Source organism: Flavobacterium arabinosi (genome assembly GCF_048158725.1).
Lineage (GTDB): Bacteria > Bacteroidota > Bacteroidia > Flavobacteriales > Flavobacteriaceae > Flavobacterium > Flavobacterium arabinosi.
In genome coordinates this window covers 112,017-126,371 of the sequence record NZ_JBLNKX010000003.1, presented here as the reverse complement: position 1 = coordinate 126,371, position 14,355 = coordinate 112,017, and the positions used below count along the sequence as shown (strand labels likewise).

Here is a 14,355-nt window from a genome sequence, read left to right as displayed (position 1 = left end):
ATATGAAAATAGTTCAGTCATTTGTAGTGGGTGTATTTATGTTATTATCTATTAACACAATATCCGCACAATATGGAAATAATGGGTATGGCGGAGGTGGTTACGGCGGTTATGGTGGAAATGGCTATGGAAGCGGCCGCATGAATAGCAGCATGGACCAAGGTAGAAGTCAAGAAAAACCAAAAGAAATTCCTGTGGAAGAGACCGTTGGAAAAATAATGGAAAAAATAAAGCCAGCACTTACTCTTGATGCGCTTCAAGAAATTGCTATATCAAATATTTTCATTGAAAGTATAAAACGCCAAGGGGTAATACTAAAACAAGAAACTAATCAAAGCGATCAAATGAAAGATATTCAAATTCTGAACGAAAATACTGAACGGAAAATCGTGGAATTATTGAATGATGATCAAAAAGAAAAATACAAGGTTCTTAAAGAAGAAAGTAAAAACCCAAAAAAATCCAAAAAGAAATAGATAACTCGTATTTTGGTACATAAAAATGAAATTTAAAATATGAGAAAATCCTTTTACTACCTGATTTCAGCTGTTGTAATTACATCTTGCTCCACTAATCCATACAAAGCCAGTGAGAAAGTATATGACGCAAAACTAAAAACATTAAAAGATCAGATTTCAACTAAAGAGCCACAGCCTTTGCCATATGTTGCCGAAACTGCAATAAGCATTGATACTTTATACGCGAAACAATTACATATTTTTAAAGATTCCATTTCAAAAATGGGATCAACTCCTTTACAAAATGGCATTAATACAGAATGGATAGGTACGGTAAATTTTAATTTACGAAAACCTAACTTCATAATTATTCATCATACTGCTCAGGATTCCTTACAGCAAACCGTAAAAACATTTACAAAAACTGAAACACAGGTAAGCTCCCACTATGTAATTTCAGATAATGGAAAAGTAGTTCAAATGTTAAATGATTATTTAAGAGCCTGGCACGCCGGGACGGGTTCATGGGGAAAAAACACTGATATCAACTCATCCTCTATAGGAATTGAATTAGACAACAATGGTACAGAACCTTTTACTGAATTACAAATAAACAGTTTACTGGCGCTTTTGACTAAATTAAAAAAAGACTATAATATTCCTGCTCAAAATATCATTGGCCATTCTGATATTGCTCCAACCAGAAAAAAAGATCCCAGTGCTTTATTTCCTTGGAAAATCTTAGCAGAAAAGGGTTTTGGAATTTGGTCTGATGAATTTTCAGAAACTGCTCCATTAGATTTTAATGTAGAACAAGGATTGCGAATTATAGGTTATGACACTAAAAATCTTTCGGCGGCTGTAATCGCATTCAAATTACATTATATTCAATCTCAGGTTGATGATACAGTAGATGAAAATACTAAGAATACCATCTACTCTATTTATAAAAAACAATAATTCATTAGTTCCAAATAAATTATAGTAAATCGGTTTTTGAATCTTTCAAAAACCGATTTTTTTGTTTGATACTATTCCTCAATAATTTGCGTGAATAAATTGATAGTTGATCATTGTCAGATTTAACAAAGTCTAAACCCTTATTAATACTATTAAACAACAACAAATCCTTCAACTATATTCTGTCTGAAATTTTGATAAAAAAACTCTAGTTGACATTATAAAGACACTGTATTTTCAAAGATAAAGCATCACTCATCCAAGATATTCATCAGTAAAAATATTCAGTTCTAGTTCAGATAAAAAAAGCTGCCAAAATACTTAAAAAGTATCTTGACAGCAAAAAAAAAATATTTTTCTCTAATTAATTAGAAACTATAAGTTGTTCCAAGTAAAAGATATGCATTAGAACTTGTTGGAAGTGCATCGCTATCCATAAACACATCTTCTGATGAAAGGTCAATTCTAACCTCAGGAATAATTGTTAAATTACCAACTTTGTAGTTCAATGAAAGCGTGTTCCCTACAATACTAGACCCGCCTAAAGCAGAAAGAGTTACAGCAGCATCCGTTGCATCAAAATATTCTAATCTGTATGCTAAACTAAGATTGTCTTTTGCAGCATAACTAGCATATCCAATCAAAGCAAACCATTTTTCATCATTTGCACTAGTCATATCATCATTTATTAAAGCGTACGTTCCGTTAAATCCTAGAGAAAATTTATCAGAAATCTTTTTAGAAGCTACTATATCAAATTGCGTTTTATTTACAGTAGTTGCAGGATTTGCGCTTCCAGAAGTTGCATTAAAATAAACACTTCCTGAATCTCCAACATAAGCAACTTGTCCTATGAATGTTTTTTGAGTAGAACCTGCTTCAATAGCCGTTTTAAAATCCGTTGGATTAGTTACCCCTGCCATAAAACTAACTTTACCTGAGGTATATTGCGCTTTTACACCTGTATTAAAAAACGGTCCGTTTGTAAAAGCATAAGACATACTGTAGTTTTTATTATCCACAGCATCCAATAACTCATATCCTATATGAGTACCAAAGCTACCTGCAGTAACTTTGAATTTATCTGAAAATTCATAAGTGAAATTTAATTGTTTAATCATAAATGAACTTGCATTATCATTATATGTAAATTCCTTTGCTCTATTTCCAAAGCCTAAATCAACAAATACAGATCCTTTTCCCATTTTATGAGATGCCTCAATAGAAGCCATCCCTAACTCAAATGAGTTATGAGAATTAGTAAAACTAGTTTTACCGTTTCCCGCTAAATTAGCAAAATCATATTTGTAATACATATCTGCTGATCCTCCAAAAGTAGTTGCTGGTGCTGGTGTTTCTTGTGCAAATGTCATACTCGTCGTTAGCATTAATGCTAAAATTAGTCCTGCTTTTTTCATGTTTAATTTAGTTTTAATTATTAATCTGGTTGGTTATTGTTTTAGTTTAATGCTTATAAAGTATTCAAATCAAATTCTTTTTATTAATACAAAATAAAAAAAAGTAGTCATAATTATTCTTTTTTATGAGTAAAACACCTTTTTCTTTTGGCGAATTTATTAACTTTTATTTTAAGATGAATAATTAATAATTACTTTTTTAGCTCTTTTTGAGAAGAATTATTGATAACAAAAAATCATTGGAGAATAATAGACATTCCATATTATTATTGTAATATTTTAAAAAATCCATAATAATAATATTCTCAAAACCCCCATTTTTTTTACATATCGTCATTAAAAAAACATATAAAAAATGATTTTTCACATGTGTTTATACTTTAAATTATTTTATACCCTATGTTTTTAACCCATGTGACTCAAATCATTATTTTTATATTAAAAAAATAAAAAGCAACTATTATTGTCCAATTCTTCATTATAAAATCCAAACTATAAATAAAAAACACTTTCCCAATATCCAATCCAATGTGCAAGAAATAAAAAACATCTAAAGATTCAAAAGCCAAAATTTTACAGAAATTCATTTTATGGATTATCAAATAATTAATTACCCGTAAATCAAAATTTCAATTGCAACAGAAATACCATCATGAAAACCTTTTTCTCCTTTTATTAGCTATACAGATGTTAATTTTATTTTAAATTTCACAAAGTAGTATTGATTTCATTTGTTAAATTCTATTTTTGCAGCTATGAAGCTGATCGCACAAATATTATTGTTTGTTTTTATTGCTTTTCTTTTAACACCAACAATTGTTAGTGCTATACAGAAAAGTGCTGACACTTCTATTACCTATAGTTTTTCTGAGGAAGAACAATTACACAAACAGATTAAAGCAATTTGCCATTTTGATATGGGTTATGAAATAATCAATTTATCAGAATTAACTTCAACTCTTATTCTATCAGAGAATTTGTCTAAGCACGATATAATTGCTTCTTCTATATTTATCCCCCCACCCGACCAAGTTTAATACAACGTTGATTTTAAAATTTTAAAATCTAATTCTCGCATTATAACAATGTGAACAAGTTCTTTGTATTCAATTTTCAGTAAGGTATTATGACAAAAAAAATCAATCTTTTTGCTAACCTTAAATCCGATTTTGCATCTGGTTTAGTGGTTTTTTTGGTGGCGCTTCCATTGTGCTTAGGTATTGCAATGGCTTCTGGTGCACCGCTATTTTCGGGAATAATTTCAGGTATTATAGGTGGTATCGTTGTGGGTTATTTAAGTACATCTAATTTAAGCGTCTCTGGTCCAGCCGCTGGACTAACTGCTATAGTTCTTACTGCTATTACTGATTTAGGAGCTTTTGACGTTTTTCTAACTGCAGTTTTTATTGCCGGTTTAATTCAATTAGCATTGGGATTTATCAAAGCAGGAACTATTTCAAATTATTTCCCAACCAATGTGATTGAGGGAATGCTGGCCGGAATTGGAATTATTATTATTCTAAAACAACTACCCCATGCTTTTGGTTATGATAATGATTTTGAAGGGGATCAAGCCTTCTCAGAATTGGGAGGAAGCAATACATTTTCTGCATTACTGGCCGTTATTAATTACATTCAATTGGGTTCCATCATTATTACAATACTTTCATTAGCAATATTGATCGCTTGGGATAAAGTTCCTTTTTTGAAAAAATTAAAATTAGTACCTGGCGCACTTGTAGCCGTAGTTATTGGTGTAGTTTTGAATGAAATTTTCATTTCAGCTGGAAGCTCATTGGCTATAGCCAAAGAACATTTAGTTTCGTTACCAGTTCCAACGTCTTTAGAAGAATTCAAACAAATAATTGTGACCCCTAATTTTTCTGGAATTACAAATTCTAAAGTTTGGGTTGTTGCCTTTACCATTGCTATTGTTGCTTCGATAGAAACGTTATTAAGTATTGAAGCGGCAGACAGAATGGATGTTCAAAAACGTTATACCGATACCAATGTGGAGCTTAAAGCTCAAGGGATTGGTAATATGGTGAGCGCTCTTTTAGGTGGTTTACCATTAACATCTGTAATTGTACGTACGTCTGCAAATAGTAATTCGGGAGCCAAATCTAAAATGTCAACTATCATTCATGGTGTGTTTTTATTGGTAAGTGTTGTAACTATCCCATTTATTTTGAATAAAATTCCTTTGGCAACATTAGCGGCTATATTACTGTTAGTAGGATATAAATTGGCTAAACCATCAACATTTATGCATTTTTGGGAAAAAGGAAAATATCAGTTTGTCCCTTTCATTGCTACTTTATTAGCAGTTGTATTTACCGATTTATTAAAAGGTGTTGCGCTAGGAATTATCATCAGTATTATATTTGTTTTGAGAGGAAACTTGAAACGAGCGTATCATTTTAGAAAAGAAGAATATGCAGATGGCGATGTCATTCATATCGATTTAGCCCAAGAAGTATCTTTTTTAAATAAAGCGGCAATTAAATCTACTTTGAATGATATTCCGGAAAACTCAAAAGTAATTATAGATGCAACAGACACTGTTTATATAGCCCATGATATCTTGGATTTAATCCATGAATTTAAAACTGTCAGAGCAAAAGAGGATCATATTAAAGTGAAACTTAGGGGGTTTAAAAAAGCGTATCAATTAGAAAATAGCGACGAAATCCCTAACAAAGTTACTTTTGAACATTATTACGATGTTGCGAAAAGAAAAATGGTTAAAAGAGAAATCACCTCAGAAGATTTAATAAAATAACAATTGAAAAAAAATATTTATTTTAAAAATAGATAGAACGTTAAATTTTAATTACAAAAAAAATGAAAGATTTTTATAAAAAAATATTAGACAATAATAAAGAATGGGTCGAAACTTCTTTAGCTAAAGATCCAAATTATTTTCAAGATTTGGCTAAAGGCCAAACTCCACCCTTATTATGGATTGGCTGTTCAGACAGTAGAGTTCCTGCTAATGAAATAATTGGAGCTAAACCTGGCGAAGTATTTGTCCATAGAAATATTGCCAATATGGTCGTACACTCAGATATGAATATGCTAAGTGTTTTAGACTATGCGGTGAATGTTTTGAAAGTAAAACATGTACTTGTTTGTGGCCATTATGGTTGTGGTGGTGTAAAGGCTGCGATGGGAAATGATTCCATTGGTATTATTGACAATTGGATCAGACACATAAAAGATGTTTATCGATTACACGATCAATACTTAAATTCATTTACTGATGAAACAGAACGCTTCAATGCTTTCGTTGAAGTTAATGTAAAAGAACAAGTTTTTGATTTAGCCAAAACATCCATTGTTCAAGCAGCTTGGAAAAACGGACAAGATTTAACACTACACGGTTGGGTCTATGGATTAAATTCAGGTTTTGTAACTGATTTAAATGTGAATATCAGTTCAGAAAAGGATTTAGATGAAGTATATCAATTGAGATTCTAAAATAAAAAAATCGCCTTAGGGCGATTTTTTTTTATATAATTCTTAAACTAGGCTATCAAAAGAAGAAGTGTTTTTTGACAGATAAACAAATTATTTAATATTAAAAGTCACACCCGCAGAAAAGAAATTTCTAACCGTTTTAGCCAAATTATCATTAGCATCAAATTCTTGAATTCCGTAGTCATTGTTCGTATATCTAACAAAAACCGGCAAACTAAATTTCTCCGTAATTTTTAACTCTTTAGCAACATTTACTCCTACATTCGAGAAAGTAAATCCTGCCTTGCCACTCGCATCAACACCATAATACCCTCCATTAATAACCACAGCGCCTACAAAAGGTCTAATATCCAAACCTGCACTTTCTAAAGAATACGTATATCCTATTTCAGCATAACTAGAAAAAGCTCTGGTAGTCGGATTTCCATTTTCATCATATTTATAATCACCTCCACCAATAAACGTGTTCCATTGAAAGTCTAATGGTACTCCTTTTTCAGAAAAATCTAACAATACAGAAAGATCTAAACTCTGTGCTGAACCTTCTGAATAATCAAAATAGCTGCTTCTTTCCCAATCTTGATTATTTTTAGTAGCTGGCCAATAGTAATCACTCAACATTACTTTCACAACAGGAGATACTTGATAGGCAATATTCCAATCAAACTCGTTGTAAGCATCGGCAGCATTAGAAAAATTTGTTGTTGCCCATACTCCAACAGACAATTTATCCGTTAAGGCATATGTCATATAAGGCTGAAAAGCTACTTTATCTCCATAATATTTTATTCCTCTCCACAAATAAGGATACACAACATCTACTGCAGCTGTAAATTTAGGCTCTGGAGCTTCTGGTTCGGAAACAGGTGCATCTTGTGCAAATGCCAAACCGCTTGTTAACATTAATGCTAAAATTAATACTGCTTTTTTCATTTTTGGTTGGTTTTGGTCGTTAATTTTAAAATCCATTTTCTATTCTTAAATTATAATTATTCGATAATTACTGATTTCATATTCATAAATTCTTTGATGCCAATTTCAGATAATTCTCTTCCGTAGCCCGATTTTTTTGTTCCACCAAAAGGAATTCTGGAATCAGAACGTACCAATGAGTTTATAAAAACATTTCCAGCTTCAATTTTTCTAGCTAATCTGTATGCGTTTTCACGATCTTCCGTCCAAATTGCCGATGCTAAACCGTATCTGTGGTTATTCGCAATACCGATGGCATCATTTTCATCTTTGGCTCTTATAATTGTAGCCAATGGACCAAAAATTTCCTCTTGAAAAGCAATATTATTGATATCCACAAAATCAATTAATGTCGGTTGGAAATTGCAATTTTCACGCTCTCCTCCCAGTACTAATTTGGCTCCTTGCTGCAATGATTTTTCTAATTGATGGCTTAGTTTTTCGGCCAAATCCAATCGGGCCAAAGGTCCCATATTAATTCCATCCTGTAACGGATTTCCTTGATGTAAAGCATTTACTTTTTGGGCAAAAAGGGCAGCAAATTCATCTGCTACTTTTTCGGTAACGATAAAACGTTTGGCACAAATGCAAGCCTGACCTGCATTTAGCATTCTGGATTGGGTAGCAACAGTAGCAGCTTTTTCAATATCGGCATCATTCAAAACAATAAATGCATCTGAACCTCCCAACTCCATAACTGATTTTTTGATATGCTTTCCAGCCAATGAAGCCACAGAAGAACCTGCCATTTCACTACCAGTCAACGTTATTCCATGAACAATATCCGAAGCAATTACACTTTCGACTTGCGCAATATCAATGGTTATTTGTTGGAAAACACCTTCTGGAAAACCGGCTTCCAGAAATGCATTTTCGATAGCTTTGGCACAGCCAATAACGTTTGGAGCATGTTTTAATAACGTCACATTCCCCGCCATAATTGCCGGTGCAGCATAACGCAATACTTGCCAAAAAGGATAATTCCAAGGCATAATAGCAAAAACAGCACCCATTGGGTCATAGACAGATAGGCTGGTAAAAGGCGTATCGTACTTTTTATCTTTCAACATTTTCTCTGCATTCTCCGCATAGAAGTCACAATTTCCAGCTGATTTTTCGACTTCACTAATTCCTTCAGGCAAAATTTTACCCATTTCATTAGTAATTAATAACCCTAACTCATCCTTTTTTGCTCTCAGAATATTAGCTAGTTTTTTCATTTTATCAGCTCTTTCCTGAAAAGACGTATTTCGCCAATTTTTAAAAGCACTTTCTGACAATTCCAATTTCTGATTCAATTGTGCGTTTGTCAACACTTCGTGTTCCGCAATAATTTCTCTTGAAAATGGATTTATTGATTTGAATATCATTTTGTTTTTTTTTTAAGTTTTCACTTTTGAACCATTAAGATAGTACCCTTATTAAGTTCAATAATAAATCGAAATTTGTTTAGCTGTTAACTGCGACTGAATACTGCGAACTGAACACTCTTTTAATGGTTCTCGCTTAATTTAGTGCTTGGATTCAAAGGCCAATACATTAAAACCGAACAATTTCCGCTTCTAGGATCATCTAAATAATCAAATAATGGTTCTACCAGAATGAATCCGCATTTGGTTTGAGCCGTAACAGTTGGGTCAATAATTTCACCTTTTATCAATTTATCACAATATTCCGTAATAGTCATTTGATCTTTTACTTTGTCATAACCAATAGGCATCCCAGCCGTCATTTGTCCTTTGCAACCTAATGCTTTGGCCACATCCTGACGCGCATTATAAATTTCTCTTCCAATTCCTTTTCCTTGGTAATCAGGATGAACAGAAACATCCAACCCATAAATCCAATCGGCTTTAGGGTCGTGAGTTCCCAACCATAAATCATCAGAAATCTCTAAAAAAGTATGATGTCCTTTGTGGTAATTTTGAAGCAAAGTCGTACAAGAAGCGATTACATTATCACCGTCCAAAACAATAAATTGTCCCTCTGGAAAAATCTCCAAATGTCTTTTATATTTTTCTTCCGTAATTAATTCTTCAGCAGACAAAGTAGGAAAAACAATTTCCTGTAATTCCGCTTGCTGTTTGGCATGTTCCGGCAAAGGCGTTTGCAACGTGTATTTACCTAAAATTTCTTTTTTCATGTGCTGGTTTTTGGGTGTTCCTTTTTGGTTATTAGTTTAAAAATTTTATGACATATTGCCGTAACTGATTAGTTTCAATTCCATGTATTCTTTTAATCCTTCAGAACCGGATTCATGACCTATTCCGCTGCTTTTCCAACCTGAAAATGGCAATTCAGTTCCTTGAGGAGCCCATTCATTAATTCCTACCATTCCAAATTCAAGATTTTCGGCATAGAAATTAGCCGTTTTTATATGATTGGTAAACGCATAGGAAGCCAAGCCGTATTCGGTATCATTTGCCCATTCGATAACTTGTTCTTTGGATTCAAAAGGAATCACAATCAGTAATGGTCCAAACATTTCCGTTTTGATAAAAGATTGACTTTGTCGCGCTTCAATCAAAGCTGGATGTACAAAAAAACCTTTTTCAGCAGGTTCACCGCCAATATGAATGATTGCTCCTTCGCTTTTCGCTTTTTCAAGCATAGCCAAGGAATGTTCCTGCTGTTTTTTATTGATAAGCGGACCCAGAAAATCGATGTCACCGCCGTTAATTCCTGTTTTCAATTTTGAAATATCATCCTTTATAATAGCAATGAATTGCTCAAGAATGTCTGTATGAACATAAAACCGTTGTGGCGAAACACAAACCTGACCGCAATTTCTCAATTTTGCAACCAAGGCTTGATGAGCAATTACGGCAACATCTACATCTTTATCTATAATTACTGGCGCATTTCCGCCTAGTTCCAAAGACAATTTAGTTGACGTTTTTGAAGCTCCATCCATTAATATTTTCCCCACTCGGGTACTTCCAGTGAAACTTATTTTTTTCAATAAAGGATTATTAATCATTTCAGTTCCCGTGGAAACCGGTTCTGTGTTGATTAAATTGAAAACTCCTTTAGGAATTCCTGCTTCGTGTATGGCTGTAGCCAAATTAAAACTCGATAATGGCGTAAATTCTGAACCTCTCATGACTACAGAACAACCAGCGGCTAAAGCAGCTGCAACAGCTCGTGCCGGATTGTAAGCCGGAAAATTCCAAGCTGTAATCACTCCCACAACTCCTACCGGCTGATAAATAACCATCGCTCTTTTATCGGCTCTGTTCGTAGGAACTACTCGACCATAATTTCTTTTTCCTTCCTCAGCAAACCATTCGAAAAGATTAGCAGAAACCTGCCATTCTCCTCTTGATTCCAGCATTGGTTTTCCAGTTTCCAATGAAGTTTCCTTTGCAAAAGCTTCTACGTTTGTCCGAATATAATTAGCTGCTTTTTTTAATATTTCAGCTCTAAAATAAGGTGTTGTACTTTTCCATTCTTTGAAAGAAGCATCAGCGGCTGCAATAGCTAACGTACAATCGGCAGTGTTTCCAAAAGGGACTTTATCAATTATTTCTTCGGTAGCCGGGCTTTGTAAATCCCAAGTTGCGCCATCAATTGCCTCGCACCATGCTCCATTTATATATTGCTTTCTCATGATAGTATTTCTTCTATTGTTTGTTTCAAAATAGATAAGCCTTTTTCTAAAATTTCATCTTCTATAAATAATGGACTTAAAATTCGGATGCAATTTCCGTAGGTTCCAGAAGTGATTACAATCAATCCTTTCTCTAAACATTTATTGACGATTGCTTTTGTGGCATCACCATCAGGCATTTTAGTTTCTGGATTAAAAAATTCTATAGCCAACATAGCTCCCAATCCGCGGACATCAGTAATGTTTTTCGGATATTTAGCCTGCAACTGATTGAATCTATCTCGAACTATCTTGCCCACTTTTTCACCAGCAGCATTGATGTTATTTTTTTGCATGTAATTGATACTTGCTAATGAAGCCACACAACTCAATGGATTTCCTAAATACGTTCCTCCAATAAGTCCCGGTTTAACGGCATCCATAATTTCTTGTTTTCCAATAACAGCACCAATAGGCATTCCGCCGCCCATAGATTTTGCCCAAGTAGACAAATCTGGAGTCACTCCATAATGCTCAAAAGCGGCCCATTTTCCGGTACGTCCAAAACCGGATTGGACCTCATCAAAAATCAAGAAAATGTTATTTTCGGTACAGAATTTACGTAAGTATTGCACATACTTTTTGGAAGCAACAGTAAAACCACCTTCACCTTGTACTAATTCCAAAATAATTGCAGCGGTTTGACTTACTGAAACGGTTGATGAAAAAGTTTTATGCAACTTCAGAATCATCAAATCATCAAACTCATCTGAGGTCATTCTGGCGCTCATACTCGGTTTGTAATACGGGAATTCAAGACGGTATACTTCAGGAGCATAAGGTCCGGCACCTTCTTTGTATTTCACGTTGGATGTCAATGTCATCGCCATCATTGTACGTCCGTGAAAGGAACCGTCGTAACAGATAATTCCTGATTTTCCCGTTACGGCACGAGCAATTTTGATTACGTTTTCAACTGATTCAGCACCAGATAAAGTCAGCATTGCTTTAGTAGATTCACCGTGTGGCAAAATCTCACATAATTTTTCCGTTAAGTCTAAATATTGTTCGTAAACAGAAACATTGAAGGAAGCATGAATAAATTTATCTGCTTGACTTTTGATTGCTTCAATAATTTCTGGCACACCATGTCCCGCATTATTTACCCCGATTCCTCCTGCAAAATCAATCAATTCTCTACCATCGGCGTCAATAATAATGGCTCCTTTGGCAGATTGAATGCTGGATGGATTGAAAATTCCCAAAGCGTTTGGAACACTTTTTTTTCTTCTTTCGTATAATTTATCTGTATTATTCATTTTGCTTGCTTGATAATTTTGCTAATTCTAAATCGGGTTGCGCGAATTTGTAAATCTTCATATACATATTCGTTTTGGTATCAAAAACACCTTCCATCGCATGAATTTTATCTCCTAATAATTCATTCAAATGTTCCATATCCCGACACATAATATTGGCTTCAATATCATAATCCCCTGAAACAGATGCCAAGAAACTAATTTCAGGCAACTTTGCTAATTCCTCAAAAATGGTTTTCATGTATGATTTTGGTTTAACCGAAATCAAAACACTTGCGTAAGCATTAAACCCAATTTTATTAGGATCTACCCTTCCAATAATTTGCAAAGTCCCATCTTCAATTAAGTTAATATAACGGTGTCTAATGGTACTTACTGCCACATTAATTTCTTTGGAAATTTCAGTAAACGACATTCTGCCATCTTTTTGAAGAAGTTTCAATATTTGGTAATCTAATTCATCATCTAATGCACTCATCTTTTATTTTTTTAAAAACCTTATCAGGATTTAAAACCCTGATAACGTATGATTTTCTACTCTTTTTTATATTTTAATTCTCCATTTACCCAAGTTTCATTGGCTTCAACGGTAGAAACATCGTCTAATTTAAATGGATTTTTATTCAAAACAATAAAATCGGCATATTTCCCTGTGGAAAGACTTCCTTTTATATTTTCTAAATTATCCACAATCGCACTTCCTACAGTATAGGCGCGTAATGCTTGCTCAAAAGTTATTTTCTGGCTTTCGCCAATAATAAAGCCATCCATCGCTTTTCGGGTAACCGCCGTTTCCATATTAACCCAAGGATTAATCTCTTTTACCACGGGACCATCCGTAGATAGGGCTAAATTTATTCCGTTATCCAAAACCGTTTTACAAGGGTAAACTACATCTAATAATTCGTCTGGCAAAGTGCTTTTGAAATTGTTTGCCAATTCATAAATGAAAATGGGTTGCATCGCTGCAGTCATATTCATGTGTTTAAAATCTTTTATATTTTCATTGGATAAAAATCCAACATGCTCAATCCTGTGTTTTAAAGTATTATCTATTTCGAATAAATCACGATACACTTTCAAAGTCAAATCAACTGCTTGATGACCAATTGCATGTGTGGCAACGGAAAATCCTTTTTCAACAGCTTCTTTGGCTGTTTGATAAAACTTCTCATAATCCAATCTCAAAACGCCTTTGTAACCATCCGTATTTTTATAAGGAACATTCAATGCCGCAGTAGCCGAACTCAAACCTCCATCACAAAAGAACTTCACGGTTTTTACTTGTAAAAATTTCGATTCATATTGTTCCGGTAAAACCTGAATTTCATCACTTCCGTCTGGAATTCGAAGCGGGAAAACATTCATTCGCACTTTCAACAAACCTTCTTGATCCAATTTAATGTAAGCTGCCAATAACTCTCCATTCGCAGCCGGATCAGTCGCACTTGTAATTCCTAAACTCAATAAATACTTATGCGCTTCCAGAATCATGTTTTTATATTCTTCGAAAGTAAACGGAGGAATGTTATTCATGATTAATCCCAAAGCTCTTTCGGTAAAAATACCTTGCAGGCTTCCATCTTGGTTTTTGCGAATTTCTCCTCCAAAAGGAACTTCAGTAGCTTCATCAACTTCTGAAATTGCTATGGCTTTCGAATTGGCAATTCCAATGTGAGCACAAGTTCTAATTACAAAAACAGGTCTGTCAGAAATAATTTCGTCCAAATCTTCTTTGGTTGGCAACCGTTTTTCTTCGAGTACCATTTCATTAATTCCACGAGCCATAATCCATTCAGAATTTGGATTTTTCTCGGCAAACTCTTTTAATAATCTTTTGAATTCCATTATGGATTTTACACCCCGAACATCCAACATGTACGTGCGAAGATGTCCAATTTTCCAAACATGGATGTGCGCATCATTCAAACCCGGAACAACTGTTTGTCCATTAAAATCAAATTCATTGGAAAAAGAACCAAATTGATTTCGCAATTCGGATTCGGTTCCAATTCCCTCAATTTTTCCCAAATGGTTAATTACCATGGAATCCGCTTTTGCAAAAGCAGAATCCATAGTAATAATATTGGCATTATGAATTAAAATTAGTAGCACTCTTTCTTTTTATTTAATGATTTTAATTTTATTCTCTAACAGAA

Annotated in this window: 13 protein-coding genes; 5 read left to right on the top strand and 8 right to left on the bottom strand. The window is 33.8% G+C overall.

Features of this window, described 5'->3' with window-relative positions; translation table 11 throughout:
• Window positions 1–2: 2 nt before the first annotated feature.
• Both ACM55K_RS07365 and ACM55K_RS07360 read left to right on the top strand, forming a co-directional pair.
• Entirely contained in the window at window positions 3–476 is a 474-nt protein-coding gene (locus ACM55K_RS07365) for a hypothetical protein (protein WP_416849588.1), read from the top strand.
• Between the two features lie 39 nt (window positions 477–515).
• Complete coding sequence (locus tag ACM55K_RS07360) at window positions 516–1,418, top strand: N-acetylmuramoyl-L-alanine amidase (RefSeq protein ID WP_416849587.1); 903 nt, start codon at window positions 516–518, stop codon at window positions 1,416–1,418.
• A gap of 368 nt (window positions 1,419–1,786) precedes the next feature.
• On the opposite strand, the gene ACM55K_RS07355 is transcribed toward ACM55K_RS07360, so the two are convergent.
• Complete coding sequence (locus ACM55K_RS07355) at window positions 1,787–2,836, bottom strand: outer membrane beta-barrel protein (RefSeq protein ID WP_416849586.1); 1,050 nt, start codon at window positions 2,834–2,836, stop codon at window positions 1,787–1,789.
• Window positions 2,837–3,591: 755 nt separating this feature from the next.
• On the opposite strand from ACM55K_RS07355, the gene ACM55K_RS07350 reads away from it, so the two are divergent.
• From ACM55K_RS07350 to can, 3 genes are all read left to right on the top strand, one after another.
• The gene (locus tag ACM55K_RS07350; protein ID WP_416849585.1) at window positions 3,592–3,873 is read left to right on the top strand and encodes a hypothetical protein; all 282 of its coding nucleotides are present in this window, start codon (window positions 3,592–3,594) and stop codon (window positions 3,871–3,873) included.
• An 89-nt stretch (window positions 3,874–3,962) separates the two neighbouring features.
• Entirely contained in the window at window positions 3,963–5,618 is a 1,656-nt protein-coding gene (locus ACM55K_RS07345) for a SulP family inorganic anion transporter (protein WP_416849584.1), read from the top strand.
• Between the two features lie 62 nt (window positions 5,619–5,680).
• A complete protein-coding gene (gene can, locus ACM55K_RS07340) occupies window positions 5,681–6,316 on the top strand; it encodes a carbonate dehydratase (RefSeq protein WP_416849583.1) in 636 nt (211 codons plus the stop codon).
• 90 nt (window positions 6,317–6,406) lie between these two features.
• On the opposite strand, the gene ACM55K_RS07335 is transcribed toward can, so the two are convergent.
• The 7 genes from ACM55K_RS07335 to ACM55K_RS07305 all read right to left on the bottom strand — a co-directional run bounded on the left by ACM55K_RS07335 (window position 6,407) and on the right by ACM55K_RS07305 (window position 14,311).
• Entirely contained in the window at window positions 6,407–7,249 is an 843-nt protein-coding gene (locus ACM55K_RS07335; protein WP_416849582.1) for a TorF family putative porin, read from the bottom strand.
• Between the two features lie 56 nt (window positions 7,250–7,305).
• Window positions 7,306–8,658 carry an NAD-dependent succinate-semialdehyde dehydrogenase gene (locus ACM55K_RS07330; protein ID WP_416849581.1) on the bottom strand — a complete coding sequence of 451 codons (1,353 nt, stop codon included), beginning with the start codon at window positions 8,656–8,658 and terminating at the stop codon, window positions 7,306–7,308.
• Between the two features lie 122 nt (window positions 8,659–8,780).
• Window positions 8,781–9,431 carry a GNAT family N-acetyltransferase gene (locus ACM55K_RS07325; protein WP_416849579.1) on the bottom strand — a complete coding sequence of 217 codons (651 nt, stop codon included), beginning with the start codon at window positions 9,429–9,431 and terminating at the stop codon, window positions 8,781–8,783.
• A 45-nt stretch (window positions 9,432–9,476) separates the two neighbouring features.
• Window positions 9,477–10,898: an aldehyde dehydrogenase family protein gene (locus ACM55K_RS07320; RefSeq protein WP_416849577.1), complete on the bottom strand. Its 1,422-nt coding sequence runs from the start codon at window positions 10,896–10,898 to the stop codon at window positions 9,477–9,479.
• Window positions 10,895–12,196: an aspartate aminotransferase family protein gene (locus ACM55K_RS07315; protein WP_416849576.1), complete on the bottom strand. Its 1,302-nt coding sequence runs from the start codon at window positions 12,194–12,196 to the stop codon at window positions 10,895–10,897. The genes ACM55K_RS07320 and ACM55K_RS07315 overlap by 4 nt, the downstream gene beginning before the upstream one ends.
• Window positions 12,189–12,674 (bottom strand): Lrp/AsnC family transcriptional regulator, encoded by a 486-nt coding sequence (locus ACM55K_RS07310; protein WP_039109557.1) that lies wholly within the window; start codon window positions 12,672–12,674, stop codon window positions 12,189–12,191. Before ACM55K_RS07310 ends, ACM55K_RS07315 begins: the two co-directional genes overlap by 8 nt.
• A gap of 56 nt (window positions 12,675–12,730) precedes the next feature.
• Entirely contained in the window at window positions 12,731–14,311 is a 1,581-nt protein-coding gene (locus ACM55K_RS07305; protein WP_416849575.1) for an amidohydrolase, read from the bottom strand.
• Window positions 14,312–14,355 lie beyond the last annotated feature (44 nt).

Bases quoted from the DNA above. Each gene is read 5' to 3' on its own strand.
- ACM55K_RS07355 (WP_416849586.1), bottom strand. From the start codon at position 2,836: ATGAAAAAAGCAGGACTAATTTTAGCATTAATGCTAACGACGAGTATG.
- ACM55K_RS07320 (WP_416849577.1), bottom strand. From the start codon at position 10,898: ATGAGAAAGCAATATATAAATGGAGCATGGTGCGAGGCAATTGATGGC.
- can (WP_416849583.1), top strand. From the start codon at position 5,681: ATGAAAGATTTTTATAAAAAAATATTAGACAATAATAAAGAATGGGTC.
- ACM55K_RS07315 (WP_416849576.1), bottom strand. From the start codon at position 12,196: ATGAATAATACAGATAAATTATACGAAAGAAGAAAAAAAAGTGTTCCA.
- ACM55K_RS07310 (WP_039109557.1), bottom strand. From the start codon at position 12,674: ATGAGTGCATTAGATGATGAATTAGATTACCAAATATTGAAACTTCTT.
- ACM55K_RS07365 (WP_416849588.1), top strand. From the start codon at position 3: ATGAAAATAGTTCAGTCATTTGTAGTGGGTGTATTTATGTTATTATCT.
- ACM55K_RS07360 (WP_416849587.1), top strand. From the start codon at position 516: ATGAGAAAATCCTTTTACTACCTGATTTCAGCTGTTGTAATTACATCT.
- ACM55K_RS07330 (WP_416849581.1), bottom strand. From the start codon at position 8,658: ATGATATTCAAATCAATAAATCCATTTTCAAGAGAAATTATTGCGGAA.
- ACM55K_RS07345 (WP_416849584.1), top strand. From the start codon at position 3,963: ATGACAAAAAAAATCAATCTTTTTGCTAACCTTAAATCCGATTTTGCA.
- ACM55K_RS07350 (WP_416849585.1), top strand. From the start codon at position 3,592: ATGAAGCTGATCGCACAAATATTATTGTTTGTTTTTATTGCTTTTCTT.
- ACM55K_RS07325 (WP_416849579.1), bottom strand. From the start codon at position 9,431: ATGAAAAAAGAAATTTTAGGTAAATACACGTTGCAAACGCCTTTGCCG.
- ACM55K_RS07335 (WP_416849582.1), bottom strand. From the start codon at position 7,249: ATGAAAAAAGCAGTATTAATTTTAGCATTAATGTTAACAAGCGGTTTG.